Source organism: Candidatus Devosia phytovorans, assembly GCA_029202405.1.
GTDB classification, from domain to species: domain Bacteria; phylum Pseudomonadota; class Alphaproteobacteria; order Rhizobiales; family Devosiaceae; genus Devosia; species Devosia phytovorans.
The window spans coordinates 717,560-741,007 of sequence record CP119312.1 but is presented as its reverse complement, the minus strand read 5'-3'; the positions used below and the strand labels follow the sequence as shown (position 1 = coordinate 741,007).

General features: G+C 62.2%; 26 protein-coding genes. 17 read left to right on the top strand and 9 right to left on the bottom strand.

The window, feature by feature from the left end; translation table 11 throughout:
* Positions 1–396: 396 nt before the first annotated feature.
* On the top strand, positions 397–780 hold the full coding sequence (locus P0Y65_03640) for a hypothetical protein (GenBank protein WEK05361.1): 384 nt from the start codon (positions 397–399) through the stop codon (positions 778–780).
* A gap of 46 nt (positions 781–826) precedes the next feature.
* Positions 827–1,183: a hypothetical protein gene (locus tag P0Y65_03635; protein WEK05360.1), complete on the top strand. Its 357-nt coding sequence runs from the start codon at positions 827–829 to the stop codon at positions 1,181–1,183.
* On the opposite strand, the gene hemH is transcribed toward P0Y65_03635, so the two are convergent.
* The 3 genes from hemH to P0Y65_03620 all read right to left on the bottom strand — a co-directional run bounded on the left by hemH (position 1,184) and on the right by P0Y65_03620 (position 4,896).
* Positions 1,184–2,209 carry a ferrochelatase gene (gene hemH / locus P0Y65_03630; GenBank protein WEK05359.1) on the bottom strand — a complete coding sequence of 342 codons (1,026 nt, stop codon included), beginning with the start codon at positions 2,207–2,209 and terminating at the stop codon, positions 1,184–1,186.
* Positions 2,210–2,304: 95 nt separating this feature from the next.
* On the bottom strand, positions 2,305–3,963 hold the full coding sequence (locus tag P0Y65_03625; GenBank protein WEK05358.1) for a DUF1007 family protein: 1,659 nt from the start codon (positions 3,961–3,963) through the stop codon (positions 2,305–2,307).
* Positions 3,964–3,996: 33 nt separating this feature from the next.
* A complete protein-coding gene (locus P0Y65_03620; GenBank protein ID WEK05357.1) occupies positions 3,997–4,896 on the bottom strand; it encodes a LysR family transcriptional regulator in 900 nt (299 codons plus the stop codon).
* Between the two features lie 146 nt (positions 4,897–5,042).
* On the opposite strand from P0Y65_03620, the gene P0Y65_03615 reads away from it, so the two are divergent.
* The 4 genes from P0Y65_03615 (at position 5,043) to P0Y65_03600 (ending at position 7,423) form a co-directional block, all read left to right on the top strand.
* Entirely contained in the window at positions 5,043–5,465 is a 423-nt protein-coding gene (locus tag P0Y65_03615; GenBank protein WEK05356.1) for a hypothetical protein, read from the top strand.
* Between the two features lie 96 nt (positions 5,466–5,561).
* Positions 5,562–6,056 (top strand): SH3 domain-containing protein, encoded by a 495-nt coding sequence (locus P0Y65_03610; GenBank protein WEK05355.1) that lies wholly within the window; start codon positions 5,562–5,564, stop codon positions 6,054–6,056.
* A 410-nt stretch (positions 6,057–6,466) separates the two neighbouring features.
* Positions 6,467–6,955, top strand: a complete 489-nt coding sequence (locus P0Y65_03605) for a pyridoxamine 5'-phosphate oxidase family protein (protein ID WEK06722.1) — start codon at positions 6,467–6,469, stop codon at positions 6,953–6,955.
* A gap of 72 nt (positions 6,956–7,027) precedes the next feature.
* Positions 7,028–7,423, top strand: coding sequence for a DUF2177 family protein (locus P0Y65_03600; GenBank protein WEK05354.1), 396 nt, complete (start codon positions 7,028–7,030; stop codon positions 7,421–7,423).
* Here the strand turns inward: P0Y65_03600 and P0Y65_03595 are convergent.
* Positions 7,420–8,340 carry a DMT family transporter gene (locus P0Y65_03595; GenBank protein WEK05353.1) on the bottom strand — a complete coding sequence of 307 codons (921 nt, stop codon included), beginning with the start codon at positions 8,338–8,340 and terminating at the stop codon, positions 7,420–7,422. The genes P0Y65_03600 and P0Y65_03595 overlap by 4 nt on opposite strands.
* A gap of 148 nt (positions 8,341–8,488) precedes the next feature.
* On the opposite strand from P0Y65_03595, the gene P0Y65_03590 reads away from it, so the two are divergent.
* The 7 genes from P0Y65_03590 (at position 8,489) to P0Y65_03560 (ending at position 14,374) form a co-directional block, all read left to right on the top strand.
* Positions 8,489–9,259, top strand: a complete 771-nt coding sequence (locus P0Y65_03590) for an SDR family oxidoreductase (GenBank protein WEK05352.1) — start codon at positions 8,489–8,491, stop codon at positions 9,257–9,259.
* Positions 9,256–11,136 (top strand): excinuclease ABC subunit UvrC, encoded by a 1,881-nt coding sequence (gene uvrC, locus P0Y65_03585; protein ID WEK05351.1) that lies wholly within the window; start codon positions 9,256–9,258, stop codon positions 11,134–11,136. The genes P0Y65_03590 and uvrC overlap by 4 nt, the downstream gene beginning before the upstream one ends.
* 53 nt (positions 11,137–11,189) lie before the next feature.
* Positions 11,190–11,537, top strand: a complete 348-nt coding sequence (locus P0Y65_03580; GenBank protein ID WEK05350.1) for a YciI family protein — start codon at positions 11,190–11,192, stop codon at positions 11,535–11,537.
* 308 nt (positions 11,538–11,845) lie between these two features.
* Positions 11,846–12,922, top strand: a complete 1,077-nt coding sequence (locus P0Y65_03575) for a 3-deoxy-7-phosphoheptulonate synthase (protein WEK05349.1) — start codon at positions 11,846–11,848, stop codon at positions 12,920–12,922.
* Positions 12,923–13,110: 188 nt separating this feature from the next.
* A complete protein-coding gene (gene pgsA / locus P0Y65_03570; GenBank protein ID WEK05348.1) occupies positions 13,111–13,677 on the top strand; it encodes a CDP-diacylglycerol--glycerol-3-phosphate 3-phosphatidyltransferase in 567 nt (188 codons plus the stop codon).
* The gene (gene moaD, locus P0Y65_03565) at positions 13,674–13,925 is read left to right on the top strand and encodes a molybdopterin converting factor subunit 1 (protein WEK05347.1); all 252 of its coding nucleotides are present in this window, start codon (positions 13,674–13,676) and stop codon (positions 13,923–13,925) included. Before pgsA ends, moaD begins: the two co-directional genes overlap by 4 nt.
* 2 nt (positions 13,926–13,927) lie before the next feature.
* The gene (locus tag P0Y65_03560) at positions 13,928–14,374 is read left to right on the top strand and encodes a molybdenum cofactor biosynthesis protein MoaE (GenBank protein WEK05346.1); all 447 of its coding nucleotides are present in this window, start codon (positions 13,928–13,930) and stop codon (positions 14,372–14,374) included.
* A gap of 191 nt (positions 14,375–14,565) precedes the next feature.
* Here P0Y65_03560 and P0Y65_03555 read toward each other — a convergent pair whose 3' ends face one another.
* Positions 14,566–15,456 carry a branched-chain amino acid aminotransferase gene (locus P0Y65_03555; GenBank protein ID WEK05345.1) on the bottom strand — a complete coding sequence of 297 codons (891 nt, stop codon included), beginning with the start codon at positions 15,454–15,456 and terminating at the stop codon, positions 14,566–14,568.
* A 217-nt stretch (positions 15,457–15,673) separates the two neighbouring features.
* Between P0Y65_03555 and P0Y65_03550 the strand changes: the two genes are divergently transcribed.
* From P0Y65_03550 to P0Y65_03540, 3 genes are all read left to right on the top strand, one after another.
* Positions 15,674–16,111 carry a MarR family transcriptional regulator gene (locus P0Y65_03550; GenBank protein WEK05344.1) on the top strand — a complete coding sequence of 146 codons (438 nt, stop codon included), beginning with the start codon at positions 15,674–15,676 and terminating at the stop codon, positions 16,109–16,111.
* Positions 16,112–16,426: 315 nt separating this feature from the next.
* On the top strand, positions 16,427–17,005 hold the full coding sequence (locus P0Y65_03545) for a TetR/AcrR family transcriptional regulator (protein WEK05343.1): 579 nt from the start codon (positions 16,427–16,429) through the stop codon (positions 17,003–17,005).
* A gap of 58 nt (positions 17,006–17,063) precedes the next feature.
* Positions 17,064–17,633, top strand: coding sequence for a DUF308 domain-containing protein (locus P0Y65_03540; protein ID WEK05342.1), 570 nt, complete (start codon positions 17,064–17,066; stop codon positions 17,631–17,633).
* Positions 17,634–17,677: 44 nt separating this feature from the next.
* Here the strand turns inward: P0Y65_03540 and P0Y65_03535 are convergent, their stop codons facing one another.
* From P0Y65_03535 to P0Y65_03520, 4 genes are all read right to left on the bottom strand, one after another.
* Positions 17,678–18,499 carry an ABC transporter permease gene (locus P0Y65_03535; GenBank protein ID WEK05341.1) on the bottom strand — a complete coding sequence of 274 codons (822 nt, stop codon included), beginning with the start codon at positions 18,497–18,499 and terminating at the stop codon, positions 17,678–17,680.
* Positions 18,496–19,251: an ABC transporter ATP-binding protein gene (locus P0Y65_03530; GenBank protein ID WEK06721.1), complete on the bottom strand. Its 756-nt coding sequence runs from the start codon at positions 19,249–19,251 to the stop codon at positions 18,496–18,498. Before P0Y65_03530 ends, P0Y65_03535 begins: the two co-directional genes overlap by 4 nt.
* 121 nt (positions 19,252–19,372) lie before the next feature.
* Positions 19,373–20,401: an ABC transporter substrate-binding protein gene (locus P0Y65_03525; GenBank protein WEK05340.1), complete on the bottom strand. Its 1,029-nt coding sequence runs from the start codon at positions 20,399–20,401 to the stop codon at positions 19,373–19,375.
* Between the two features lie 194 nt (positions 20,402–20,595).
* Positions 20,596–21,495, bottom strand: coding sequence for a hypothetical protein (locus P0Y65_03520; protein WEK05339.1), 900 nt, complete (start codon positions 21,493–21,495; stop codon positions 20,596–20,598).
* Positions 21,496–22,074: 579 nt separating this feature from the next.
* Between P0Y65_03520 and urtA the strand changes: the two genes are divergently transcribed.
* The gene (gene urtA, locus P0Y65_03515; protein WEK06720.1) at positions 22,075–23,364 is read left to right on the top strand and encodes an urea ABC transporter substrate-binding protein; all 1,290 of its coding nucleotides are present in this window, start codon (positions 22,075–22,077) and stop codon (positions 23,362–23,364) included.
* Positions 23,365–23,448: the final 84 nt, after the last annotated feature.

The following is a 23,448-nucleotide window of genomic DNA, read 5'->3' as shown; positions in this document are numbered from 1 at the left end:
GCCCCACGCAGTTTTTCTCCTTGCGCATCAGCCACTTGGAAAAATTCCGCAAAATAGTTTTCCTACACCCCTGCAGCCGGCCGCATAATTCGCCCATTCCCGTCATTCACGCGGCCCCGACGCAGGGTCGGATGGGAAGGCTGGAGATGGGGGCGCCCATTTGGCCGGGCAGAAAGTCGGCGACCGGACTTGCAACAATAGTCTCGGTCGAGTTCCGGACCCGGTGAGGAAACTCCAGACCGTGATGGGCGGCCTTTGGCTCCCTTAGTCTAAACTGGACGAGCCAAAGGCCGCCCATTACCCGTGTCACCGTAAGGCGAAAGCCGGGCGGCGCTCTGTCGCGCCACTCTCCTGCGGCGGCTCGGGTCAGCTCCCCCGAACGCAAAGGATGCGATCATGCCTACCCTTCCCAACCTGGGCCCCCGCGCTATCACCCGTTACAATCGCTTCAGCCGCGAACTGGCCGCCTTCAACTATGCCTTGCGCGCCAACAAGCCCGGCCCTGTCGGGACGCATACCCTATTTGCGCTAAACGGACTCTTCCTCCTGGCGAACAGGCTCTTCCGGCATCACAAGGATCTGCCGCATTTCTTTCAGCTCGGCATCAACGAGCCGATCAGCCACAATGATCTGGCAATCTATGTGGCCCGGCTGAGCGCCGCCGGCCTCGCCTTCGAGGAGCGCTATGCCAATCTCACCGAGGAGGGCGCCAAGCGTATCGCAGCCGACCGCAAGCTGAGGGAGATGGACAGCAAATACGCGGCGTCGCAGAAGCCTTGAAACCGCCGCGGGGCCGGCGCATTACACTCCCAACCCCGGAGTCGCCATGCGCCACCTCGCCCTTGCCGCCGCCATCCTGGCAATCGCCACGCTGCCCGCCGCCGCCATGACCATCACGGCCCGCGTCTCGGGCGGCAATATTGCCGTCCATGCCGGTCCGCATGATCGCTACGAGATCCTGGGCCGCGTCGCCGATGGCACGGAAATCCCCATCGACGAATGCACCCAGGTCGACAGCGACAGGCGCTTCGGCAGTTTCGGGGACGCCGGCTATCCCCTCTGGGGCCGCAACGCCACCCAATGGTGCCACATCCCCGACACCGGCTGGGTCCGCCGCGACGAAATCGTCGGCCGCGGCCTGGTCAACGTGACGCCACCCGATTTTGACGGGCCTGGCTGGTGACTACAGCCAGCCGCCGAGCTCGCGGCGGACAAGGTTCTCGATCATGTCCATGCCGCCAGCACTGGCATTGAGACAGGGAATATAGGCGAATTTCTCGCCACCGGCCGCCATGAAGGTCTCGCGACCCTGCATGTCGATCTCTTCCAGCGTCTCGATACAATCGGCCGAAAACGCCGGCGCCAGGATCGCCACCTTCTTGTGGCCCTTGCCCGGCAGCTCGCTCAGCGTCGTATCCGTCGCCGGCCCCAGCCATTCGGTCGGACCGAACCGGCTCTGGAAACTGACCACGAGCTTGCCCTCGTCCCAGCCCAGATATTCCTTCACCAGCCGCGTCGTCTTGAGGCACTGGCAATAATAGGGATCGCCCTTCTTGAGATAGCTCACCGGCATGCCATGGTAGCTGGTGATCACCACATCGGGCTCGAAATCCAGCGCCGCCACGCCATCGCGGATCGAATTGCCCAGCACCTCGACATATTTCGGATCATCGAAATAGGCCGGTGCCGTGCGGATCGCCGGCTGCCAGCGCATCAGCTTGAGCGCATCGAAAGCCTTGTCATTGGCCGTCGCCGTCGTCGTCGCCGAATACTGCGGATAGAGCGGCACCAGCAAAATCTTCTGACATCCCGCCGCGCGCAACCGCTCCAGCACACTCTGCGTCGACGGATTGCCATAGCGCATGGCCCATTCGACAATCACATTGTCATGCCCCGCCATACGGGCCGCCAGCGCCTCGGCCTGATCACGGGTAATCGTGCGCAGCGGGCTCTCGTTCTTCTCGCGGTTCCAGATCTGGTCATAACCATGCCCGCTTTTCTGCGGCCTAAAGGTCAAGATGCCCAGGTTGAGGATCGGCCACCACAGCCACTTCGGCGTCTCGATGACGCGCGGATCGCTGAGGAATTCCTTCAGATAGCGCCGGACATTCCAATAGTCCGTGCCATCGGGCGTCCCCAGGTTCAGCAGCACCACGCCGATCTTGGGCGATTTGACTTGTGGGTGATCGGCAGGCTTGGACAGGGTCATGGAGCGGCCAGTTTGGAGGGATTCTAGGCTGGCCGCACCATAGCGTCATCCCCACCATCCGCAAGGCGGCGATGCGCCGCGCTATTTTCGGTGATCTAGATGCTCGCGATCAAAAACAGCACGCCAAAACAGAGTACGGCCACAGCCCCCAAAAGCTCGAGCCACCACACCACGGCATGGGTCACGGGATTGTCGGCGCCCCCCACGCGCCGCGCCAACCCCTTGGCCGTGACGGCGATGGTCGCGAGAAACGCAACGGTGATCGCCGTGCCAATGCCCATCAGCAGCACGGCACTTATCCCCGCCACCAGCAGGCCCTGCGATAATGCAAACACCAGCACCACCAGTGCACCCGAACAGGGCCGCAGGCCCACAGCCAGGACGACACCCAATTGCTCCCGCCAGCTTCCGCCCACAACCTCCGGCCCCACCACATGCGCATGCCCATGCCCATGCTCATCATGGTCATGTCCGTGGTGATCATGCCCATGGTCGTGATCGTGATGGCCATGGTGTTCATGCCCATGCAGATGCGCATGCGCCTTTTCCGCCATGTCGTCATGGCCGTGGTGATGATGGCCCCAGCCAAAGATCTTGCGCGCCACCAGCCACAGTCCAAGCAGCACGATCATGCCATAGGAGGCAATCCCGATCCAATTGGCCGCATCCGTCAGCGCAACGCTGCCCAGCCCCAGCAGGCCCGCCGCCACCAGGACGAAGCCAATCGCCACGAGCGACTGCAACAGCGCCGAAATCACGCTCAGCGTCACGCCGCGCCGCAACTGCGTTTCATTGGCCAGCATATAGGACGAAATCACCACCTTGCCGTGCCCGGGCCCCGCGGCGTGGAAAATGCCATAGAGAAAGCTCAGTCCGCCCAGCACCCAGAAGGCGGTCCAGTCCGTGCGCAAGGCATCCAGCGACTGCGTCATCGCCGTATAGAAATTGCGCTGCTGATCATGCACCCAGCCAAACACCCCGGTCCGTGGCAGGTTGAGCCCCGGCTCGGGCGGCGGGCCGCCAAAAGGCATGCTCGGCCGCGCCTCGGCAATCTGATTGACCGCATCGAGTGCTGTGCTGGCCGGTGCTGCCGCGGGCACAGGACTATCGCCGCACGTGACAGCAATCAGCCCTTGCGTGCCACGCATCGCTGCCGCGAGATCGGGCGGCAGTTCCAGCACTTCCGGCCCCAGCGCATAGAGCCTTTCCTCGACATCGGGCGCCATCGGCCGGGGCGGCTCGACATGAGCGCTGCAGCTCGCCGGCGCATTTTCCAGCACCACGCTGTCCTGCTCGGCAAAGCTGATCGCCACATAATATTCGGGGTCATAGACCGCCAGCTCGAAGCGCCCGCCGACCGGCAAGGGCGAGGTCGCATCGAGCGAATAGGTCAGCACCACATGGCCGTCTGCATAGACCATGCGCTGGTCGCCGGCGGGCGTGAAATGCATCAGCGCATCGCCCTCGCCCGCATAGGTATAAAAGCCATATTCGGCCAACCCGACCATATTCTCGTCGGCCAGTGCCTGCATTTCCTCGGGACTGGTAGTGCCATCGCCATTGGTGTCGAGGCCCTGGATCATCCAGGACGAAAACGGCGTGTCGAAACTCCAGCTATGGCGCAGGCCCGACACCGCGCCACTGGCGTCGAACACCACCGTGGCCTTGGCATCGATAAGAATATGCGGATGCGCCATGGCGGGCGCCGTCAAAGCGAGCAAACCGAATACACCGGCAGCCAATCGCCATCCCATGCCGCGTATCGTCACGTCTCGCCCCAGCGTCGTCTAGTGGATCGGGTGCTTCTGGAACCACTCGACCAGGTGATCGATCAGTGCCCGCACCTTCCCGGCCAGATGGCGGCGATGCGGATAGACCGCCTGCAGCGTCTGGCCCGTTGGCAGATAGTCGGCCAGCACGGGAACGAGCTCGTTCCGCGCAATGGCCGGCTCGGCGAGATAGGACGGCAATACGACAAATCCGAGGCCCATGATCGCCGCCGTCCGCGCCGCCAGCGGAGAATTGACCCGCAACGGCCCGTTGATTGGCACCGAAATCGTCTTGCCGTCTTCAACGAAGCGCCAGTTGGACTGCCCCTGCAGGTTGACGTCGATGATACAGGGCAGATGCCGCAGGTCTTCGGGATGCTTGGGCGTGCCCAGGCTCTTGAGCAGTTCGGGCGCCGCGCCGACCACGACATGCATATCGGCAATCTTGCGCGCGATCAGCGAGGAATCCGCTAGCGTCGAAATGCGCAAAGCCACGTCCACGCCCTCGTCGACCAGATCGACATAGCGATCCTCCAGCCGCAGATCCAAAGTCACCTTTGGAAACTTGCGCAGGTAGTCGTAGATAGCTGGCGCAAGCGTGGATTCGCCGAAATTGCGCGGCGCCGACACCCGCAGCATGCCACGCGGCTCCGCCGTCTGGTCGGTGATCGTCGCGTCGAGATCGTCGAGCTGCTGCAGCAGCGAGCTGGATTCCCGGTAATAGGCCTCGCCTGCCTCGGTCAGGCTGAGCTTTCTCGTCGTGCGGTTCATCAGGCGCACGCCAAGATAGTCCTCGAGGTCGGTGACATATTTGCTGAGCAGCGCCTTGGACCGGCCATGCTGTCGAGCGGCAGCAGAAAATCCGCCTGCATCAAACACTTGAACGAAGGCGCGTATCCGGGCAAGGTCTTGCGTCATGGGCGTTCCGTTCACGAGATCATCGTAATCCACGCATAACTCATCTGCGTGAAGTGAACAATAACGGGCCTTGGTCCCTCCACGATTAACGATAGGATGGGATCGCCAATCGACGCGCCAGAGGAGTTCGGACTATTTTCCCGCCCATGTCCAGACCTTCATCCCGTTCAACGCTTTATCGGCTGATCGAAGCCGGGCAGCTCGCCCACAAGGCCCTGCTGCAACCCCTGTTGGAACGCGGACTCGAACCAGGCGACGACGCCATCCTGTTCGAACTCGGCCGGGCCGGCACCACCGAAATGGAACTGGCGGCCGAACTGGGCCTGAGCGAAGTGGCACTCGCCACCCGCCTCTCCCGCCTGCTCGATCGTGAACTGGTCACCCGCCAGGCCGTCGGCCCCGAGCTGGCATCCGGCGTGGCGCTGACCGAGCGCGGCGTACGCATCCGCAACAGCCTTTCCGATCACTGGACCCAGCTCGAAGATGCCTTGATGGGCGAGCTCAAACCCAAACAACGCAAGAAACTCGGCGACCGTCTCAGGCGTTTCGTAGATCTGTTGCGCCTGTGATGGAAACCTGAAGACACTATTCAGGTCCGGTTCATCCGCCGGATGGTTATCTCCGTCTCACAGGCCGCAAGTGCCGACGAAACAAGGAGATCAACAATGGCTTTGAGCAAGAAACTCTTGGCAGGTGGGCTGGCCGCCGTAGCGCTTCTGGCTACGGCCGGATCCGCCTTCGCCGCCCCAGCCTACGTGACCAGCAATGTCAACGTCCGCTCCGGTCCGGGCACCGGCTATGCCATCGTCGACGCGCTGCGTCGTGGTGAGCAGGTCGATGTTCAGCAATGCCGCGGCAGCTGGTGCTATGTCGAGAAGCGCGGTCCCGATGGCTGGGTCTCGGCCAATTATCTGGAACGCGGTGGCCGCCCCGGCTGGAATGACGACTACTACCAGCCCGCTCCGCCCCCGCCGCCGGTCTGGAACCCGCGTCCGCCGCGCCCGCCGGTCTGGGGCAACCCACCGCCGCCGCCCGTCTGGAACAACCCGCGCCCGCCCCGTCCGCCCGTCTGGGGCGACCCGCGCCCGCCGCGTCCGTTCGATGACAGCAGCAGCGTCTGCTTCAACGGCCCGAACGGTTACTTCTGCGCCGGCAACTAACACAAATCGAACGCCGCCCCTCAGGGCGGCGTTCTGCTTTTCAACATCAGGCAACCCCAGCGGATTTGGTTCGTTACTCAAACAACCAGCAAAGGAGTTGCCCCATGGCTACTGCCGCCACCACGAGTGAAGACAAGAAGCCCGCCCGCACCGCCAAACCTGCCGCGTCCAAATCGGCTGCCAGCAAGTCTGCGACCGCCAAATCCGCGACCGCCAAGCCGGCAGCGAAAACCGCCACCGCCAGGACCGTCGCCAAGAGCGCCGCAGCCCCAAAGCCTGCTGCCAATACTGGCGCTGCCGAGACCCCCAAGGCGAAAACGGCGACCAAGCCCGCTGCGCCCAAGGCCTCGGCGACCAAGGTGGCCAAGCGCGCCACCAAGCCGGGCAACAAGCAGTCCCATGACTCCTCGATGACCGGCAAGGAACACGACGATCACGTCGAGCGCATCTGGGACCTCGCCAAGCGTATCGGCATCGCGATGTTCGTCACATGGGACGGCACCGAGCAGCGTGCCCGCCCGTTGGCCGCTACGGTCGAAAAGGATGAAGGTGCCGTCTATTTCCTGATCGACATCAATGGCCAGAAGGATGACCAGATCGCCGAATTCCCCCATGTCAGCGTCAGCTTTGCTGACCACAAGCATTCCAAATATGTAGCGCTCTCCGGCAAGGCGACCGTTTCCAACGATCGCGCCCGCATCAAGGAGCTCTGGTCACCCTTCGCCAAGGCCTGGTGGGACAGCCCGGAAGATCCGGCCATCCGCGTCATCAAGCTGGTGCCATCCGATGCCGAGCTCTGGGACAGCCCTGGACGCATCGTGACGACAATTTCCATGCTGGCCGCCGCTGTCACCGGCCGCGCGCCCAAGATCGGCGAAAACGCCAAAGTGACCTTGTGATCCCAAAGGTCACTCTTGTGATCCTTTCAACGGGGTGCTGCGTATAAACGCCAGCACCCCGGAGACTGCACGATGACCAAATACCTGATCCTCTACGCAGCCTGCGCGCTGATTTTCTTCCCGCTCGATTTCATCTGGCTCTCGACCATGGGCAAGACCTTCTACCAGAAGGAGCTTGGCAGCCTGCTGCTGCCCAATCCCAATCTCGTCGTCGCCGGTCTGTTTTATCTCGCCTATCTCGTCGGCGTCGTCGCGCTGGTCGCGGCGCCCGCCAATGGCGATGTGGGCAAGGCTCTGCTCATGGGCGCCCTGCTCGGCTTCGTCGCCTATGGCACCTATGACCTGACCAATCTCTCGACCGTCAACGGCTTCACCCCTGCCGTCGCCGTGGTCGACATGGCCTGGGGCACCGCCTTGACCGCCCTCACCTCAGCCGGCGCCGTCTGGGTCTCGAAGTTTTTCGCCTAGTCCCGCGCCATTGCCGTGGCCTCATTGGGCACCGGCACCTTGCGCATCCGTTCGCGCGCCATCACCACCAACCCGGCCGCGACAATGATCCCGGCGCCCACCAGCGAGATCGGATCGATCCACTCGTTAAACACCATGGCGCTGAGCAGGATCGCCCAGGGCAGCGAGAAATAGTTGAACGGCTGCAGCGTGCTGGCCGGCGCCATCGACAGCGCATAGATCATCAGCCCATGCCCGAGGCATGTCGTCACCGAAATCGCCAGGATGATCAGCACATCGCTCCAGGCCATCGCCTGCCAGTGAAAAATCCCGACAGCGCTCGACAGCAACAGCCCCATCAGCCCGGTATAGGCCATGCTTGTCGCCGCACTGTCCTTGCCGCTGACCTTGCGGGTGATGACGATATAGCTCGCATAGAGCACCGCCGACAGCATGGCAAACCCGACGCCCCAATCCAGCGTCAGCCCGCCCGGCCGCACGATGATCAGCGCACCGGCAAAGCCGACCGCCACCGCCACGAGACGAAACACGCCCACCTTTTCTCCCAGGATGGGAATGGCAAACAGTGTCACCAGCAGCGGATAGACCAGCGAGATCGCCTGCAGTTCGCCCAGCGGCACACTTTGCAAGGCGCGGGCGAAGCACCATATCTCGATGATCAGCAACGAGCCGCGCAACACCTGCCAGACCGGCACCTTGGAATGAAGCGCCTGCCGCAGCGGCGCCTGTCGCATCACCAGTACCAGCGAAAACAGGGCAAAGCCCCAGTAGCGCATCATGGTGACCTGGAAGGGCGAATAGGTCTGCACCAGCGTTTTGGACATGGCGTCCTGCACGCCAAACACCAGGATGGTGAAAACGGTCAGGAAGATCGCCCGCCCGACATTGTCGGTTCGGGTAAAGGCGGGTGGGGACATGAAAACCGCGTTCGGCTGGAGACGCTCCAGCGCTAGCGCAAGCCTTCCCGCCCGGCAAGCCTGCTGCCGCAACATGTCAGCATGCTGCAGCATTGAAGAGACAAACCGAAGCGGCCTATGGTCCGGCCAAATGGTATAGAAATCACCGATGCAGAATCGTTTCCCCTCATCCATAGCCCTGGTCACCGGCGCCAGCGACCGCATCGGCGCCGCCATCGCCAGACGTCTGGCGCGCGCCGGCCATGCCGTGGTCATTCACTACCGCTCCAATGCGGAGGGTGCCGAAGCCGTGTGCAACGACATCCGCGCCAATGACGGCCAGGCCGAGATCGTCAAGGCGGACCTTGCCGATCGCAAGCAGCGGGCTGCCCTGATCGAGAAAGCCGCCGCCTGCTTTGGCCCACTGAATATCCTCGTCAACAACGCTTCCCTCTTTGATCCCGACAGCGCACGCGATCTCGACGAGGCGCATTGGGACCAGCATTTCGCTATCCATGCGGAAGCCCCGGTCTTCCTCGCCCGCGACTTCGCCAATCAGCTGCCACAGGACACGCAGGGCAATATCGTCAACATCGTCGACGAACGCGTGCTCCACACCAGCCCAGCCTATTTCAGTTATACCCTCTCCAAATCCGTGCTCTGGACGGCGACCCGCACCCTGGCCCAGTCGCTGGCCCCCACCATCCGCGTCAATGCCATCGGCCCCGGTCCCGTCCTGCCGCACTCCCGCCAGAGCCAGGCCGAATTCCAGAAGTCCGTCGACGCCCTGCCCCTGCAGCGCCATGCCGGTCCCGAGGCCATTGCCGATGGCGTCATGGTTTTGCTCCAAACCCCGTCCATGACCGGCCAGATGCTCGCGCTCGACGGCGGTGAGCACCTCGAATATCCCGCCCGCCGCGGGCCAACGCCACGATCATGACCGAAGACGACAAGCCAAAACCGAGCGGTCACGAAGTCATCCGGAGCTTCGTCCGCACCCTGCCCGCCGCGCCGGGCGTCTACCGCATGCTCGATGCGGAAGGCGAGGTCATGTATGTCGGCAAGGCACGCAACCTCAAGGCCCGCGTCACCAACTACACCCGCCCCGACGGGCTCGAAATCCGCCTGCAGCGCATGATCGCTTCGACGGTCAGCATGGAATTCGTGCGCACCGAGACCGAGTCCGAAGCGCTGCTGCTCGAAGCCAATATGATCAAGCGGCTGAAGCCCCGCTTCAACGTGCTGCTGCGCGACGACAAGAGCTTCCCCTATATCCTGATCGCCACCGACCATGAAGCGCCCGAGCTGACCAAGCATCGCGGCACCCGTCGTCGCCCCGGCCACTATTTCGGCCCCTTCGCCTCGGCCACCGCCGTCGGCCGCACCATCGCGAGCCTGCAGAAGGCCTTCCTCCTCCGCAATTGCTCGGACAGTTTCTACGCCGCCCGCACCCGCCCCTGCCTGCAGCACCAGATCAAGCGCTGCGCCGGCCCCTGCACCCGCGAAGTGACATTGGGAGCCTATGGCGAGCTGGTCGAAGACGCGCGCCAGTTCCTCTCGGGCAAGTCGCAGGGCGTACGCGATCATCTGCAAAAGGACATGAACCAGGCTGCCGAACAGCTTGATTTCGAACGCGCCGCGCTGATCCGCGACCGCCTTTCCGCCCTCGCCCTGGTCCAGTCGCAGGGCGACGCCACCGCCAAGACCGTGGAAGAGGCCGACGTCTTCGCCATCCACCACGAAGGCGGCCAGTTCTGCGTCCAGGTCTTCTTCTTCCGCGCCTTCCAGAACTGGGGCAATTACCCCTATCGCCCGCGCGCCGACGCCAGCCTTTCCGATGCCGAAGTGCTCGAAGCCTTCATCGGCCAGTTCTACGAAAACCGCACCCCCGCCCGCCTCGTCCTCATCAGCCACGAACTGGCCGAGCATGATGTGATGGAAGAAGCCCTGTCCACCCGCGCCGGCCGCAAGGTCTATATCGAACAGCCCAAACGCGGCGAAAAGCGCGATCTCGTCAACCACGCCCTCAACAATGCCCGCGAAGCCCTCGGCCGTCAGCTCGCCGAAGGCGCCAGCAACCGCACGCTGCTGGAGGGCGTCGCCGAAACCTTTGGCCTCGAAGAAGTGCCGCGCCGCATCGAGGCCTATGACAACTCCCACATCTCGGGCACCAACATGGTCGGCGCCATGGTCGTGGCCGGCGAGGAAGGCTTTTCCAAAAAGCACTACCGCACCTTCAACATCAAATCCGACATCGCCGCCGGCGACGACTTCGGCATGATGCGCGAAGTGCTGACGCGCCGCTTCACCCGCCTCGTCAACGACAGCGAAAACGACGCCGAGGACGAGAGCACCGGCATGCCCGACTGGCCCGACGTCGTCTTCATCGACGGTGGCGCCGGCCAGATGAGCGCCGTGCGCGGCGTTATCGCCGAGCTCAACCTGCCCAAGGAAGTCACCTTCATCGGCATCGCCAAGGGCGAGGAACGCGACGCCGGGCGCGAGAAATTCTTTATGGAAGGCCGCGAGGCCTTCATGCTGCCCCATCGCGACCCGGTCCTCTACTACGTCCAGCGCCTGCGCGACGAGGTCCACCGCTTCGCCATCGGCACCCACCGTGCAAAGCGCAAGAAGGAACAGATCAGCAATCCGCTCGACGAGATCGGCGGCATCGGCCCCACCCGCAAGCGGGCCCTGCTCAATCACTTCGGTTCGGCAAAAGCCGTCGGCCGCGCCAGCCTCACCGATCTCGAATCCGTGCCCACCATCTCGAAAGCCATGGCTCAACTGGTATACGACCACTTCAACCGTGGATAATGTCGAACTCAGCCCATCCTGCTCGTCGTGATACCGAACACAGGAGAACTGCCATGAAGTTCATCACCTTCGTCAGCACCACCAATCCCGCCCAGGCCGGCGCCCCGCCCCAGGCCCTGATGGACGCCATCGTCAAGCTGGGCATGGAAGCGGGCGCCCGCATGCTCGAAACCGGTGGCATGTCGGACTCGGCCGTGGTCCGCGTCCGCAGCAATCACCTCGTCACCGACGGTCCCTTTGCCGAAAGCAAGGAACTGATCGGCGGCTACGCCATCTACGACCTGCCCAGCGAAGCCGAAATGATCGCCTGGACCGAACGCTTCGCCAATCTCCACCGCGAACACTGGCCCGTCTGGGAAGGCGAAATCACCATCCAGCAACTGCATCCGTTTCACATGTGAGCCTGAGCACCACACTCTCAGTCGTGAAACCTCCCCCGCCCGCGGGGGAGGAAGCCCTGGCAGACTTTAATACTCCCCCCAAAAGTCGGACTCGACAAATCCCCGAACTCTCGGTTACACATTCCCCATGATCCGCTCCGCCGCCACCTTTTCGTTTTGGTACTTTAGCTATCCGCTCCCGGCGGAGGCTGACGCGCGCTTGATCTGATCCTGACAAGATACGACCAAACCCGAAGCCCACCGCCCGAACTTTCGAGGCGGTTTTTTTGTGCCCCTCGAACCCCAGAAAACCTCCGAGGACACCGAAAATGCTCAAATCCACCGACGACCTTCGCATCACCGAAATCAAACCGCTGACCACGCCTATCGAGGTGATGCGACAGCATCCGCGCACCGATGCCGCCACCAGGACGGTCCTCTCTGCCCGCCACGATTTCCATAACATCCTGACGGGCGGTGACGACCGCCTTGCCGTCGTGGTTGGCCCCTGCTCCATCCACGACCCCGTCGCCGCCATCGATTATGCCAAGCGTCTCGTCGCCCTGCGCGAAACCCTCGGCGATCGCCTCGAAATCATCATGCGCGTCTACTTCGAAAAGCCGCGCACCACGGTCGGCTGGAAGGGCCTGATCAACGATCCCAATCTTGATGGCAGCTTCCAGATCGACACGGGCCTCCACACCGCGCGCGCCCTGCTGCTCGAGATCAACAATCTCGGCCTGCCCGCCGCCTGCGAATTCCTCGACATGACGACGCCGCAATACATTGCCGACCTCGTCTCCTGGGCTGCGATCGGTGCCCGCACCACCGAGAGCCAGATCCATCGCGAACTGGCCTCCGGCCTCTCCTGCCCGGTTGGCTTCAAGAACGGCACCGACGGCAATGTCAAGATCGCGCTTGATGCGGTGAGCTCTGCCAGCCAGCCGCACCATTTCCTCGCCGTCACCAAGGACGGCCGCTCGGCCATCGCCGCCACCACCGGCAACGAAGACTGCCACATCATCCTGCGCGGCGGCAGCAAGGCCACCAATTATGACGCAGCAAGCGTCGACGCTGCGGCCAAGGCTGCCGAAAAAGCCGGTATCGCCCCCACCATCATGGTCGATGCCAGCCACGCCAACTCGTCGAAAAACCCGGAAAACCAGCCACTGGTCCTTGCCGATATTGGCAATCAGCTCGCCGCCGGCGACAAGCGCATCATCGGCGTCATGGTCGAATCCAACTTGGTCGCCGGCCGTCAGGACCTCGTCGAAGGCCAGCCGCTGACCTACGGCCAGTCCATCACCGACGGCTGCATCGACTGGGAAACAACGGTCACGGCGCTTGAAGCCTTGGCTCAATCCGTCACCGCACGCCGCGCTGCCACCAACCAGGCTGTGGCATAAGAAAGAATACCCCCACCTAACCTCCCCCTGAAAAGGGGAGGAACGGCACGGTGAGTGGGGCAAGATGTTGCGCAGCACCCGATCTGTCCCTCTCCTTATCAGGGGGAGGCTAGGAGGGGGTATCCCAACGAGGACTCATCTTCGCCGTCTCTCTTGACCCCTCCCCGCCATTCCTGTTCTCTCCCCCCATGGCCAGAAACCCGCTTTTCCTCGTCCCCAACATCATCACCATCGCCCGGATCCTAGCGATCTTCCCGGTCGTCTGGCTCGTCATGCAGGGCGACCCGACCCTGCGCATCATCGCGCTGGTGATCTACATCCTCGCCGCCGCCAGCGACTGGCTCGATGGCTATCTCGCCCGCGCCTGGAACCAGTATTCGCCCCTAGGCCGCATGCTCGACCCCATCGCCGACAAGCTCCTCGTCGGCATTCTGATCACCGCGCTGGCCTGGCAGGGCAGCCTTTCCGGCTGGGACATGATCCCGGTCTGCGCCATCCTCTTCCGCGAATTCTTCATCTCCGGCCTGCGCGAATTCCTCGGCAATACCAAGGTCGTCCTCCCGGTCAGCTGGCTGGCCAAGTGGAAGACCACGCTGCAGCTGGTGGCTCTCGCCGTGATCCTGCTCGAAGGCGTCGTGCCCGCGCTGGCCATCCCGAGCGACATCCTGCTCTGGGCCGCCGGCCTGTTGACGCTATGGACCGGCTTTCAATACCTGCGCGCCAGCTGGCCGCATCTCGTTGCTGACCAGCCGTGAAAATCCTCTATTTTGCCTGGCTGCGCGAACGCCTCAACCGCGGTGAGGAAGAACTCACCCTGCCGCCCGAAGTGGTGACCGTCGCCGACCTCATCGACTATCTCGCTAGCCGTGACGAGGCCTTTGCCCATGCCGCCGAAAAGCGTGCGCTGATCCGCGCCGCCGTCGACGCGAAACTGGCCCGGCCGGAAACCTCGATCATCGGCGCCCAGACCGTCGCCCTCTTCCCCCCGATGACCGGCGGTTGAGCATGAGCGTCCGGGTCACCACCGCCCCCTTCGACCCCGGTGCCGAAACCAATGCCTTCCTCGCTGCAGGCAAGGGCGCTGGCGCCGCCGTCACCTTCACTGGCGTGGTCCGCAGCCAGCCCGATGCACCGATCGTCTCGCTGACGCTCGAATGCTATCCGGACCTCGCCATCAACCAGCTTACCGCTATCGTGGAACAGGCGGCCACCCGCTTCGGTCTGCTCGCCGCCACGGTCATCCACCGCTATGGCACGCTCGGTCCGGGCGAGCCCATCGTCCAGGTCATGACCCTCTCCCCCCATCGCGACGCTGCCTTCAAGGGCGCCCAATTCCTGATGGACTACCTCAAGACCGACGCCCCCTTCTGGAAACAGGAAACCGATGCCGCGGGCACCCATTGGGTGGAAGCGAAAGAGGCGGACGATATCGCCAGGGCGCGCTGGGAATAGTGTCACGCCCTCGTGGTTCGAGGCTCGCGAGAGCTCGCACCTCACCATGAGGGCTACTGAGAGCCGAATGTTCCAACAGCCCTCATGGTGAGGTGCTTTGCGCAGCAAAGCCTCGAACCACGAGCGCGTGGCACGATGTTCAACAAAAAAGCCGGGCACTTGGCCCGGCTTTTTCATCATTTGATTCAGCCTTATTCAGCCGCAGCACGCTTGGGCTGTACTTCGGCGCTATACGCATCGATCAGCGTCCGGCAACCTTCGCTCGGCGTGAAACGATACTCGCCGATCTCGCTGACCGGGGTCACCTCTGCGGCCGTGCCGGTGAGGAAGCACTCGTCGAACTGGCTCAGCTCTTCGGGCATGATGTGGCGCTCGGTCACCGTGTAGCCATTGCGCTTGGCCAGATCGATCAGCGTCTGCCTTGTGATGCCGTTGAGGAAGCAATCCGGCGTCGGCGTGGTGATTTCCTTGCCCTTGATGAAGAACACGTTGGCGCCGGTGGCTTCCGCAACATAGCCGCGATAGTCCAGCATCAGCGCATCGGCATAGCCATTGGCCATGGCCGCGTCCTTGGACAGCGTGCAGATCATGTAAAGACCCGCAGCCTTGGCCGAAGACGGAATGGTCTCCGGGCTCGGACGCTTCCACTTGCTCCACTCGAGACGAATGCCCTTGAGCTTTTCCTCGACCGAGAAATAGCTCGGCCACACCCAGGCGGCGATCGCCAGATGCACCGTATTGTTGCGCGCCGGCACGCTCAGTTCTTCCGAACCGCGCCAGGCCACGGGACGCACATAGGCATCGACCAGGCCGTTCTTTTCCAGCACCGCGCGCTTGGCTTCCTCGATCTGCTCGACCGACCAGGGAATCGTGAAATCCAGCGTCTTGCCCGAACGGATCAGCCGCTCGGTATGTTCGCGCGACTTGAAGATTTCGCCGCCATAGGCGCGCTCGCCCTCAAATACCGAGCTCGCATAGTGCAGCCCGTGCGTCAGCACGTGAATCTTTGCGTCCTTCCACGGTTTGAATTCGCCATCAAACCAGATCCAGCCATCACGCTGGTCCATCGGCACGCCTGACATAGTTCTCTCCCGCCAATATTGTGGGCGCCGTCTTTGACGGTCGCCCGATTTGGCGCCGATCATGCCCCAGGCCCAAGGCCTTGGCAAACCACAAAGGCTGGGGGATAAGATTGAACGGCGTCCTGATAGGAAGACAATGGCAGTTACCCTAAAAAATGTCAACATTGCTGACATAAATTCTCTGCCACCGGGCGGGGACTCGCTCCCCCTCGACATCATGGGCTTGTTTTTCTTCGCTTATCGCGATTTCACCGGTGACGCCGACGCCCAGCTCGAGCGCCAGGATTTCGGTCGCGCGCACCATCGTGTGCTCTATTTCGTCAACCTGCGCCCCGGCATGCCGGTCGCCGATCTTCTCGATATTTTGAAGATCACCAAGCAGAGCCTCGCCCGCGTGCTGCGCCAGCTTATCGACAATGGCTATATCGAGCAAAAGACCGGCCACGCCGACCGGCGCCAGCGCCTGCTGCATGCCACCGACAAGGGCCGCCAGTTCTTCGCCGCCCTCTCCGTCACGCAAGCCAGCCGCATCAACGCCGCCATCGCCGCCCTGCCCGCCGATTCCCGCCGCATCGTCACAAGGTTCCTCGTCGGCATGGTCGAGCCGTCGGACAGGGCAACGCTCGATCGCCTCAACCTGACGAACGGGCTCTAGGAGCCCAAGCCTTCAAACTGCCGCCCGCCGGAATCCAACCAACGACCAACGCGCCGCACCTTGCTACCCGCTACCCGCTACCCGCTACCCGCTACCCGCTACCCGCTACCCGCTACCCGCTACCCGCTACCCGCTACCCGCTACCCGCTACCCGCTACCCGCTACCCGCTACCCGCTACCCGCTACCCGCTACCCGCTACCCGCTACCCGCTACCCGCTACCCGCTACCCGCTACCCGCTACCGAGGAATAGCGTCAGCTCACCGGACGTCAACAGCCACTTGACGTCCCTACCTATTGGTAGGTAGATAATGCCATGAGCAATCTCTCGTCCACCGCCGACGACATCCTGGCCTGCGCCCGCGCCCTCATCGTCAAGCGCGGCTACGAGGGCTTCAGTTATGCCGACATCGCTGAAGTGGTGGGCATTCGCAAGGCGAGCATCCATCATCACTTTCCCAGCAAGGTCGACCTGGTTCGGACGCTGGTCTCCCGCTATCGCGCGGATGCGGCTTCCGGCCTGGACAGCCTCGACAAGGTGTCGTCCGACCCGCACGTCCAGCTCTCTGCCTATATCCGTTACTGGCAGGCCTGCGTGGCCGATGAAAAGGCAGACTTCTGCATCTGCGCGCTGCTGGCCGCCGAACTGCCGGCCCTGCCCGAGCCCGTTGCAGCAGAGGTGCGTCTCCACTTCAAGTCATTATCCACTTGGCTGCTCGCCGTCTTCGAACGGGGCGCCGAGCAGGGCAGCATGCGCCTGTCAGCCTCACCCCATATCGAGGCTGAGGCCTTCATGGCCACCGTGCATGGCGGCATGGTTTCAGCCCGCGCCTATGGCGATCCGACGCTCTTCACCGCCATCACCAATCTTACCCTGCAACGCCTCACCGCCTGATCCATACAATCACGTCACCAAACTTCCCCCAACACCCTACCAACTAGTAGATAGCCAAATGACAAGCATTCAGATTGACGCCCCTCGCCCCGCCGCCAACAGCTGGCTGACCATATATTATTTCACCCGCGCTGCCGTTTCCGTCGCCTGGGTCCTCACCGCCTTCGCCCTCGGCCTGCAGATTCCGGCCCTTGGGTCGGCGCTTCTGGTGATCTACCCGCTCTGGGACGCTGCAGCCAATTATCTGGACGCCACCCGTAGCGGCGGCCTCGCCCGCAACCGCACCCAAGCCCTCAACATCGTCGTCAGCCTCATCACGACCATCGCCGTCATCCTGGCACTGCCCATGGGCCTTAATGCCGTGCTTGCCGTGTTCGGCGCCTGGGCTGTGCTCTCGGGCCTGCTGCAGCTCGGCACCGCATTGCGCCGCTGGGCGTCATCGGGTGCACAATGGGCCATGGTCCTCAGCGGCGCCCAATCGGCCTTGGCCGGTAGCTTCTTTATTCTCCAGTCGCAGCAGCCGGTCGCTGCGGTGATCCCGATCGTCGCCGGCTATGCCGCCTTCGGCGCAATCTATTTTCTTGCCTCGGCCCTGTGGCTGGTCTTCACGCGCAAGCGTGCCGCCTGACGGTCAGAACGAGGGTCCGCGGAAGTCTTCTGCGAGCCTTCCTCTCAATTGCTCATCGTCGAGCGGTGCGCCCAGCCGGTCATCCGCTTCTCGATCCAGGCCATCAGCGCATACATGGCGATGCCCTCAATCGCCAGCATCAGCAGCCCGGCAAACACCAGCGGCACATTGAACTGGCTCTGCGCCGAGGCCATCATATTGCCCAGCCCGTTATTGGACGCCACCGTCTCGCTCACCACCGAGCCGACAAAAGCCAGCGTGATCGCCACCTTCAGCGAGCCGAAGAAATAGGGCATCGAACGCGGAATGCCGACTTTGAGCATGATGTCGAGCTTCTTGGCGCCAAGCGCCCGCAACACGTCCTCAGTCTCCGGCTCGATCGTCGCCAGCCCCGTCGCCACATTGACCACGATGGGAAAGAACGAGATCAGGAACGCCGTCAAAACCGCCGGCACCGTACCAATGCCGAACCAGATGACGAGGATTGGCACCAGCGCTACCTTGGGAATGGCATTGAAGCCGATCATGATCGGATAGAGCCCGGCATAGATGGTTTTCGACCAGCCGATGAAAAGGCCAATCCCCAACCCCGCCACCACCGCGATGATGAAGCCCAACACGGTCGTGTAGAGCGTCTGCAGCGAATTCTTCCAGATCGGCGACCAATATTGCACGATCGCCTCGAAGATCCGGCTTGGCGTCGGCAGGATCGTATGCGGCAGGCCCGAAATCCGGACGCCAATCTCCCAGATCACGAACAGCCCGATCGTATAGAGCAGCGGCGCCAGCCGCAGCCAGTTGATCTTGAAGCTGTCCCGGGGCGGCGGCAGCGTGGAATCGGCGATGACGCTTTCGACATTGGTCATGCTGCCGCCCTCGCCGTTGCGATCTCGCCATGCAGCGCCTGCACCATGTCGTTGAATTCCGGCTTGTACAAAATGTCGAGCTGCCGCGGCCGCTCGAAGGGCACCACATGTTCGGAAATCACCTTGCCCGGCCGCGCACTCATCACCACCACCTTGTCGGCGAGGAACACCGATTCCCGCAGGTCATGCGTTACCAGCACGATAGTCACATCCTGGCTGGCATGCAGGTCGCGGATCACGCACCACAGCTCTTCGCGGGTAAAGGCATCCAGCGCGCCGAAGGGCTCGTCCAGCATCAACAGCTCCGGCTCGTGGATCAGCGCCCGGCAAAGGTTCGCCCGCTGCTGCATCCCGCCCGACAATTGCCAGGGAAACTTGTCGCCAAAGCCCTTGAGCCCGACCGTCTCCAGAAGCTTTTCTGCCTTGGCCACATAGTCCGCCTTGTTGGCCCGCAGCCTGTGCCGATGCCGCTCGACGATCTCCAGCGGCAACAGGATATTTTCCAGCGTCGTTCGCCACGGCAGCATGGTCGGGTTCTGGAACGCCATGCCCACGATCGACACCGGCTTGGTCACTTCCTGGTTGGCCACGATCACCGTGCCACTCTGCGGAATATGCAGCCCGGTGGTGAGCTTCATCAGCGTGGACTTGCCACAGCCCGACGGCCCCACCACTGCGACGAATTCGCCGCGCTCGATCCGCAGGTTGAGCCCGCTGACCGCCAGCGTGCCGCTCGGCCCGCCATAGCGCATGTCGACATTCTCGATGGAAACCAATGCCATGGCGGTCTCTCTTGTTGAGGGGAATCTGGTTCGATCCCCCGGACGGTCCCTCCCCCTTTTCTGGGGGAGGTTAGGTGCGGAGTACTGTTGCTTACGGCAGCATGCGCTCTTCAGCTGGCGGCAGATATTGTGCGTCGAACACATCCGCCGCCGTCACCGCACCCTTGAGGCCCATCGACAGTTTCAGCGTCTCCAGCGACGCCGTCAGCCGCGCCTCGTCGATCCCGCCAAAGCCATTCTCAACCACATAGGGCGTCTTGATATTCATCTCGTTGGCCATGGTCAGGCGCGCAATTTCGGTATCGAGGTTGAGCGTCTCGTTACGCGCCAGCACCGCCGCCGCACCCGCTGCCGGATCGGCCACGGCATCGGCAAAGCCCTTGCTCAGCGCCCGCAGGAAGCCCTTGACCACGTCCGGATTCTCTTCGGCAAAAACCTCATTCACCAGGATCGCATTGCCGTAAAGGTTCAGCCCATGGTCAGCGAAGAGGATGGTGGAAATATCGTCTTCCGGCACGCCATTGGCGATCAGGTTCAGGATCACCGAAAAGGCAAATCCGAACACGCCATCCACGTCGCCGGACGCCAGCATCGGCTCGCGCACCGGAAAGCCGATATTCTCGATGGTGATGCTGGATTCATCGAGGCCCGCGGCCGGAATGAATGCCTGCCACTGCGCAAAGGCGCCATCCGGCGGCGGCGCGCCGAGCTTCTTGCCTTCCAGCGATTTCGGATCGTCGGTAATCCCCAGCGACTTGCGGCCGACGATGGAAAACACCGGCTTGTCATAGACCATCATGATCGACTTGACCGGCTGGGCCGGGTCCTCGTCGAGAAACTTGATCAGCGAGTTGATGTCGCCGAAGCCGAACTGATAGGCCCCCGTCGCCACGCGCGGAATGGCTTCCACCGAGCCATTGCCGGTGTCGATGGTGACGTCGAGGCCTTCCTCGGCAAAATAACCCTTGTCCTGCGCCAGCAGGAAGCCCGCGGCCGGGCCCTCGAAGCGCCAGTCCAGCGTCAGCTTGACGGCGGTCTGCGCGAAAGCCGGCGCGGCGGAAAAACCAGCCAGCGCCAATGCGGCGAGCGTGGAAGCAGAAAACAGCCTGCGGTTGAGCATGAACCTTGTCCCCATTGTCTAATTCGGGAAGACAAGCGCAGCAAATCCCGCCTTGCAAGTAATTTCGCCCCTTTTGTCGCCACCAAATCATCGTCGCACATAAAATGTGCAACTTGCTCAGAAAATGACACAAAGCAAATCGCCCGGCGAGAAGCACCGGGCGATCTGGACATTCGCTCGCGGAGGAAACGAGCTCAGTATACGTAAACGATTAGCTTGCTGCCCTGCTTCTTGACCGCAAACACATGCTCGGAGCCATAGGGCGAACGCGCCAGCGATGCACTGATCAGCGAGTCAGCCTGCACCGCCGGACGCAGGATGCTGGCATGACCATGCTCACGCAGATGATTGCTCACCCACTCCCGCATCGCCGAACACATTTCGACGCGCTGCACCTGCACACCAGAAGCACTCTGCCAGGACGAGTCCACCGAAGTGCCGTCAATCAGGCCAGAAACCTGATTGGAGACATCGGCGCCACAGCCGGGCGCAGGTGTTCCGGTGAAGCCACCCACTGCAAATCCCGCCTGCCCATTCACGGCAGCATTGAGCACGCCTGGCTGCGGCACACCCGGTACGCCAGGCACGCCAGGGATTCCCGGAATATTGATGTCAGGATTGCGGACGTTGATGTTGATGTCGAGCCCGCCACCCGTGCCACCACCCAGCACGTTGACATTGGCGCCCAGCCCGCCGCCACCCAAGTTTACATCGGCCGTCGCCGTGCCGCCAAGCACATTGGCATTGACACCGAGGCCCCCACCGCCGCCGCTACTGCCGCTGCCGACGCTCACACTGGCGATCGAAGATGAATCGCTGCCGCCACCGCCAAACAGACTACCGCCACCGACATTCACGTCGAGAACATTGCCGTCATCACCACCAATGCCAATGTCGATCAAGTTGTCATTGCCGGCCGAACCAGAGCCAAGTCCAAGCAAGCCTTGTGCATGTACGGGAATACACGTAGTCAATAAAACAAAGCCCATTGCAAAAACTGACTTGGAATTACGCATCGCACTCTCCTCTATTCGGTCCGTTCTGGCCGACAAAACACGATGCAAGATCTTCTCAAACACCAAAAAAGAATCCAAGTGACTCCGTGATTCTAGGTTCTCGCCACATTAACGCCACACAATTACTTGGAATAACCGCGATAATCGGCTACGTACTTCCACATATATTTGCGTGATTACAAACAAAAAGGGCGCGAAACCGAAGTTTCGCGCCCCACGGGAGACACCACAAAGGAGCGTCAGCCTCTGCGGCAGTCCACCGATCGTTTGGCACCCCGGGAGGAACAGGTGCCAAAAATCTGTCCGGATCTTTGCAGCTTGCCAGTCCGGTTCGCTCGGTAAACGGAGCCAAGGCACAACGGTTCCCCTCTTGAGAATCTGTGATCGGCAAAACCCAGCCTTCACAACACCGCCGCGATCTACGGGACACTGGGCGCGCCCAAATTTTATACAGACCCTCTGCGCGCCGATTAAAAAATCATCACCCGTGACGCTTGCAGCGATGCGCTTTCGATACATCGTCAACAGAAACGCTCGACAGACCCAAATTGAATCAACGCCTTAGTCTACCCGGCCAAGTACTGGCACGGGCTTTGCAATTTCCTCCGTGGTGGCAACACACATCTGTCGGAGGAAAACATGACAGTGATAAACCGCATGATTGCGGGTCTGGGACTGGGCGTCACGATGACTATGGGCGCGATTGCTGTTCCGGCATTCGCTCAGGACGAGACCATCAAGGTCGGCGTTCTGCATTCGCTGTCGGGCACGATGGCGATTTCCGAAACCACGCTCAAGGACACGATGCTGTTCCTGATCGACGAGCAGAACAAGAAGGGCGGCCTTCTGGGCAAGCAGCTTGAGGCCGTCGTCGTGGATCCGGCCTCCGACTGGCCGCTGTTTGCCGAAAAGGCCCGCGAACTGATCGAAGTCAACGGCGTCGCCGCCGTCTTCGGCTGCTGGACCTCGTCCTCGCGCAAATCCGTTCTGCCGGTTTTTGAAGAACTGAACTCGATCCTCTTCTACCCCGTGCAGTACGAGGGCGAGGAAAGCCAGCGCAACGTCTTCTACACTGGCGCTGCGCCGAACCAGCAGGCCATTCCCGCCGTCGACTATCTGATGGAAAATGAAGGCGTCGAGCGCTGGGTTCTTGCCGGCACCGACTATGTCTATCCCCAAACGACCAACAAGATCCTCGAGCAATACTTGCTCGACCATGGTGTCGCCAAGGAAGACATCATGATCAACTACACGCCTTTCGGTCATTCCGACTGGCAGACCATCGTCTCCGACATCAAGACTTTCGGCTCGACTGGCAAGAAGACTGCCGTGGTCTCGACCATCAACGGCGATGCCAACGTGCCCTTCTATAAGGAACTCGCCAACCAGGGCATCAAGGCCGAAGACATTCCCGTCGTCGCCTTCTCGGTCGGTGAAGAAGAACTCGCCGGCTTTGACACCACCCCGCTGGTCGGTCACCTCGCTGCCTGGAACTACTTCCAGTCCGTCGATGTCCCCGCCAACGAGGAGTTCATCTCCGCTTGGCAGACCTTCATGAACGATCCTGAAAAGGTCACCAACGACCCCATGGAAGCCACCGTCATCGGCTTCAACCTCTGGGTTCAGGCTGTCGAAAAGGCCGGCACCACCGATACCGATGCCGTGCTCGATGCCATCATCGGCCTCGAAACGCCGAACCTGACCGGCGGTGTCGCCACCATGCTGCCCAACCACCACATCACCAAGCCGGTGCTGATCGGTGAAATCCAGGCCGACGGCCAGTTCGAAGTCGTGTCGGAATCCGACCTTGTCCCGGGCGACGCCTGGTCCGACTTCCTGCCCGAATCCGCCATGATCGAGGCCGATTGGACCGCCCCGATCAACTGCGGCAACTACAATACCGAAACCAAGACCTGCGGCGGCTCCGACGTAGCGCTGGCGCAATAATCTCGCTGACCCGGTGAGGGCGGCATCGCCGCCCTTGCCCACAAACGTCCAACACACGCGGTGTCACCCCGGCTCAAAGTCGGG

Bases quoted from the DNA above. Each gene is read 5' to 3' on its own strand.
- P0Y65_03640 (WEK05361.1), top strand. From the start codon at position 397: ATGCCTACCCTTCCCAACCTGGGCCCCCGCGCTATCACCCGTTACAAT.
- P0Y65_03635 (WEK05360.1), top strand. From the start codon at position 827: ATGCGCCACCTCGCCCTTGCCGCCGCCATCCTGGCAATCGCCACGCTG.
- hemH (WEK05359.1), bottom strand. From the start codon at position 2,209: ATGACCCTGTCCAAGCCTGCCGATCACCCACAAGTCAAATCGCCCAAG.
- P0Y65_03625 (WEK05358.1), bottom strand. From the start codon at position 3,963: ATGGGATGGCGATTGGCTGCCGGTGTATTCGGTTTGCTCGCTTTGACG.
- P0Y65_03620 (WEK05357.1), bottom strand. From the start codon at position 4,896: ATGACGCAAGACCTTGCCCGGATACGCGCCTTCGTTCAAGTGTTTGAT.
- P0Y65_03615 (WEK05356.1), top strand. From the start codon at position 5,043: ATGTCCAGACCTTCATCCCGTTCAACGCTTTATCGGCTGATCGAAGCC.
- P0Y65_03610 (WEK05355.1), top strand. From the start codon at position 5,562: ATGGCTTTGAGCAAGAAACTCTTGGCAGGTGGGCTGGCCGCCGTAGCG.
- P0Y65_03605 (WEK06722.1), top strand. From the start codon at position 6,467: ATGACCGGCAAGGAACACGACGATCACGTCGAGCGCATCTGGGACCTC.
- P0Y65_03600 (WEK05354.1), top strand. From the start codon at position 7,028: ATGACCAAATACCTGATCCTCTACGCAGCCTGCGCGCTGATTTTCTTC.
- P0Y65_03595 (WEK05353.1), bottom strand. From the start codon at position 8,340: ATGTCCCCACCCGCCTTTACCCGAACCGACAATGTCGGGCGGGCGATC.
- P0Y65_03590 (WEK05352.1), top strand. From the start codon at position 8,489: ATGCAGAATCGTTTCCCCTCATCCATAGCCCTGGTCACCGGCGCCAGC.
- uvrC (WEK05351.1), top strand. From the start codon at position 9,256: ATGACCGAAGACGACAAGCCAAAACCGAGCGGTCACGAAGTCATCCGG.
- P0Y65_03580 (WEK05350.1), top strand. From the start codon at position 11,190: ATGAAGTTCATCACCTTCGTCAGCACCACCAATCCCGCCCAGGCCGGC.
- P0Y65_03575 (WEK05349.1), top strand. From the start codon at position 11,846: ATGCTCAAATCCACCGACGACCTTCGCATCACCGAAATCAAACCGCTG.
- pgsA (WEK05348.1), top strand. From the start codon at position 13,111: ATGGCCAGAAACCCGCTTTTCCTCGTCCCCAACATCATCACCATCGCC.
- P0Y65_03560 (WEK05346.1), top strand. From the start codon at position 13,928: ATGAGCGTCCGGGTCACCACCGCCCCCTTCGACCCCGGTGCCGAAACC.
- P0Y65_03555 (WEK05345.1), bottom strand. From the start codon at position 15,456: ATGTCAGGCGTGCCGATGGACCAGCGTGATGGCTGGATCTGGTTTGAT.
- P0Y65_03550 (WEK05344.1), top strand. From the start codon at position 15,674: ATGGGCTTGTTTTTCTTCGCTTATCGCGATTTCACCGGTGACGCCGAC.
- P0Y65_03545 (WEK05343.1), top strand. From the start codon at position 16,427: ATGAGCAATCTCTCGTCCACCGCCGACGACATCCTGGCCTGCGCCCGC.
- P0Y65_03540 (WEK05342.1), top strand. From the start codon at position 17,064: ATGACAAGCATTCAGATTGACGCCCCTCGCCCCGCCGCCAACAGCTGG.
- P0Y65_03535 (WEK05341.1), bottom strand. From the start codon at position 18,499: ATGACCAATGTCGAAAGCGTCATCGCCGATTCCACGCTGCCGCCGCCC.
- P0Y65_03530 (WEK06721.1), bottom strand. From the start codon at position 19,251: ATGCGCTATGGCGGGCCGAGCGGCACGCTGGCGGTCAGCGGGCTCAAC.
- P0Y65_03525 (WEK05340.1), bottom strand. From the start codon at position 20,401: ATGCTCAACCGCAGGCTGTTTTCTGCTTCCACGCTCGCCGCATTGGCG.
- urtA (WEK06720.1), top strand. From the start codon at position 22,075: ATGATTGCGGGTCTGGGACTGGGCGTCACGATGACTATGGGCGCGATT.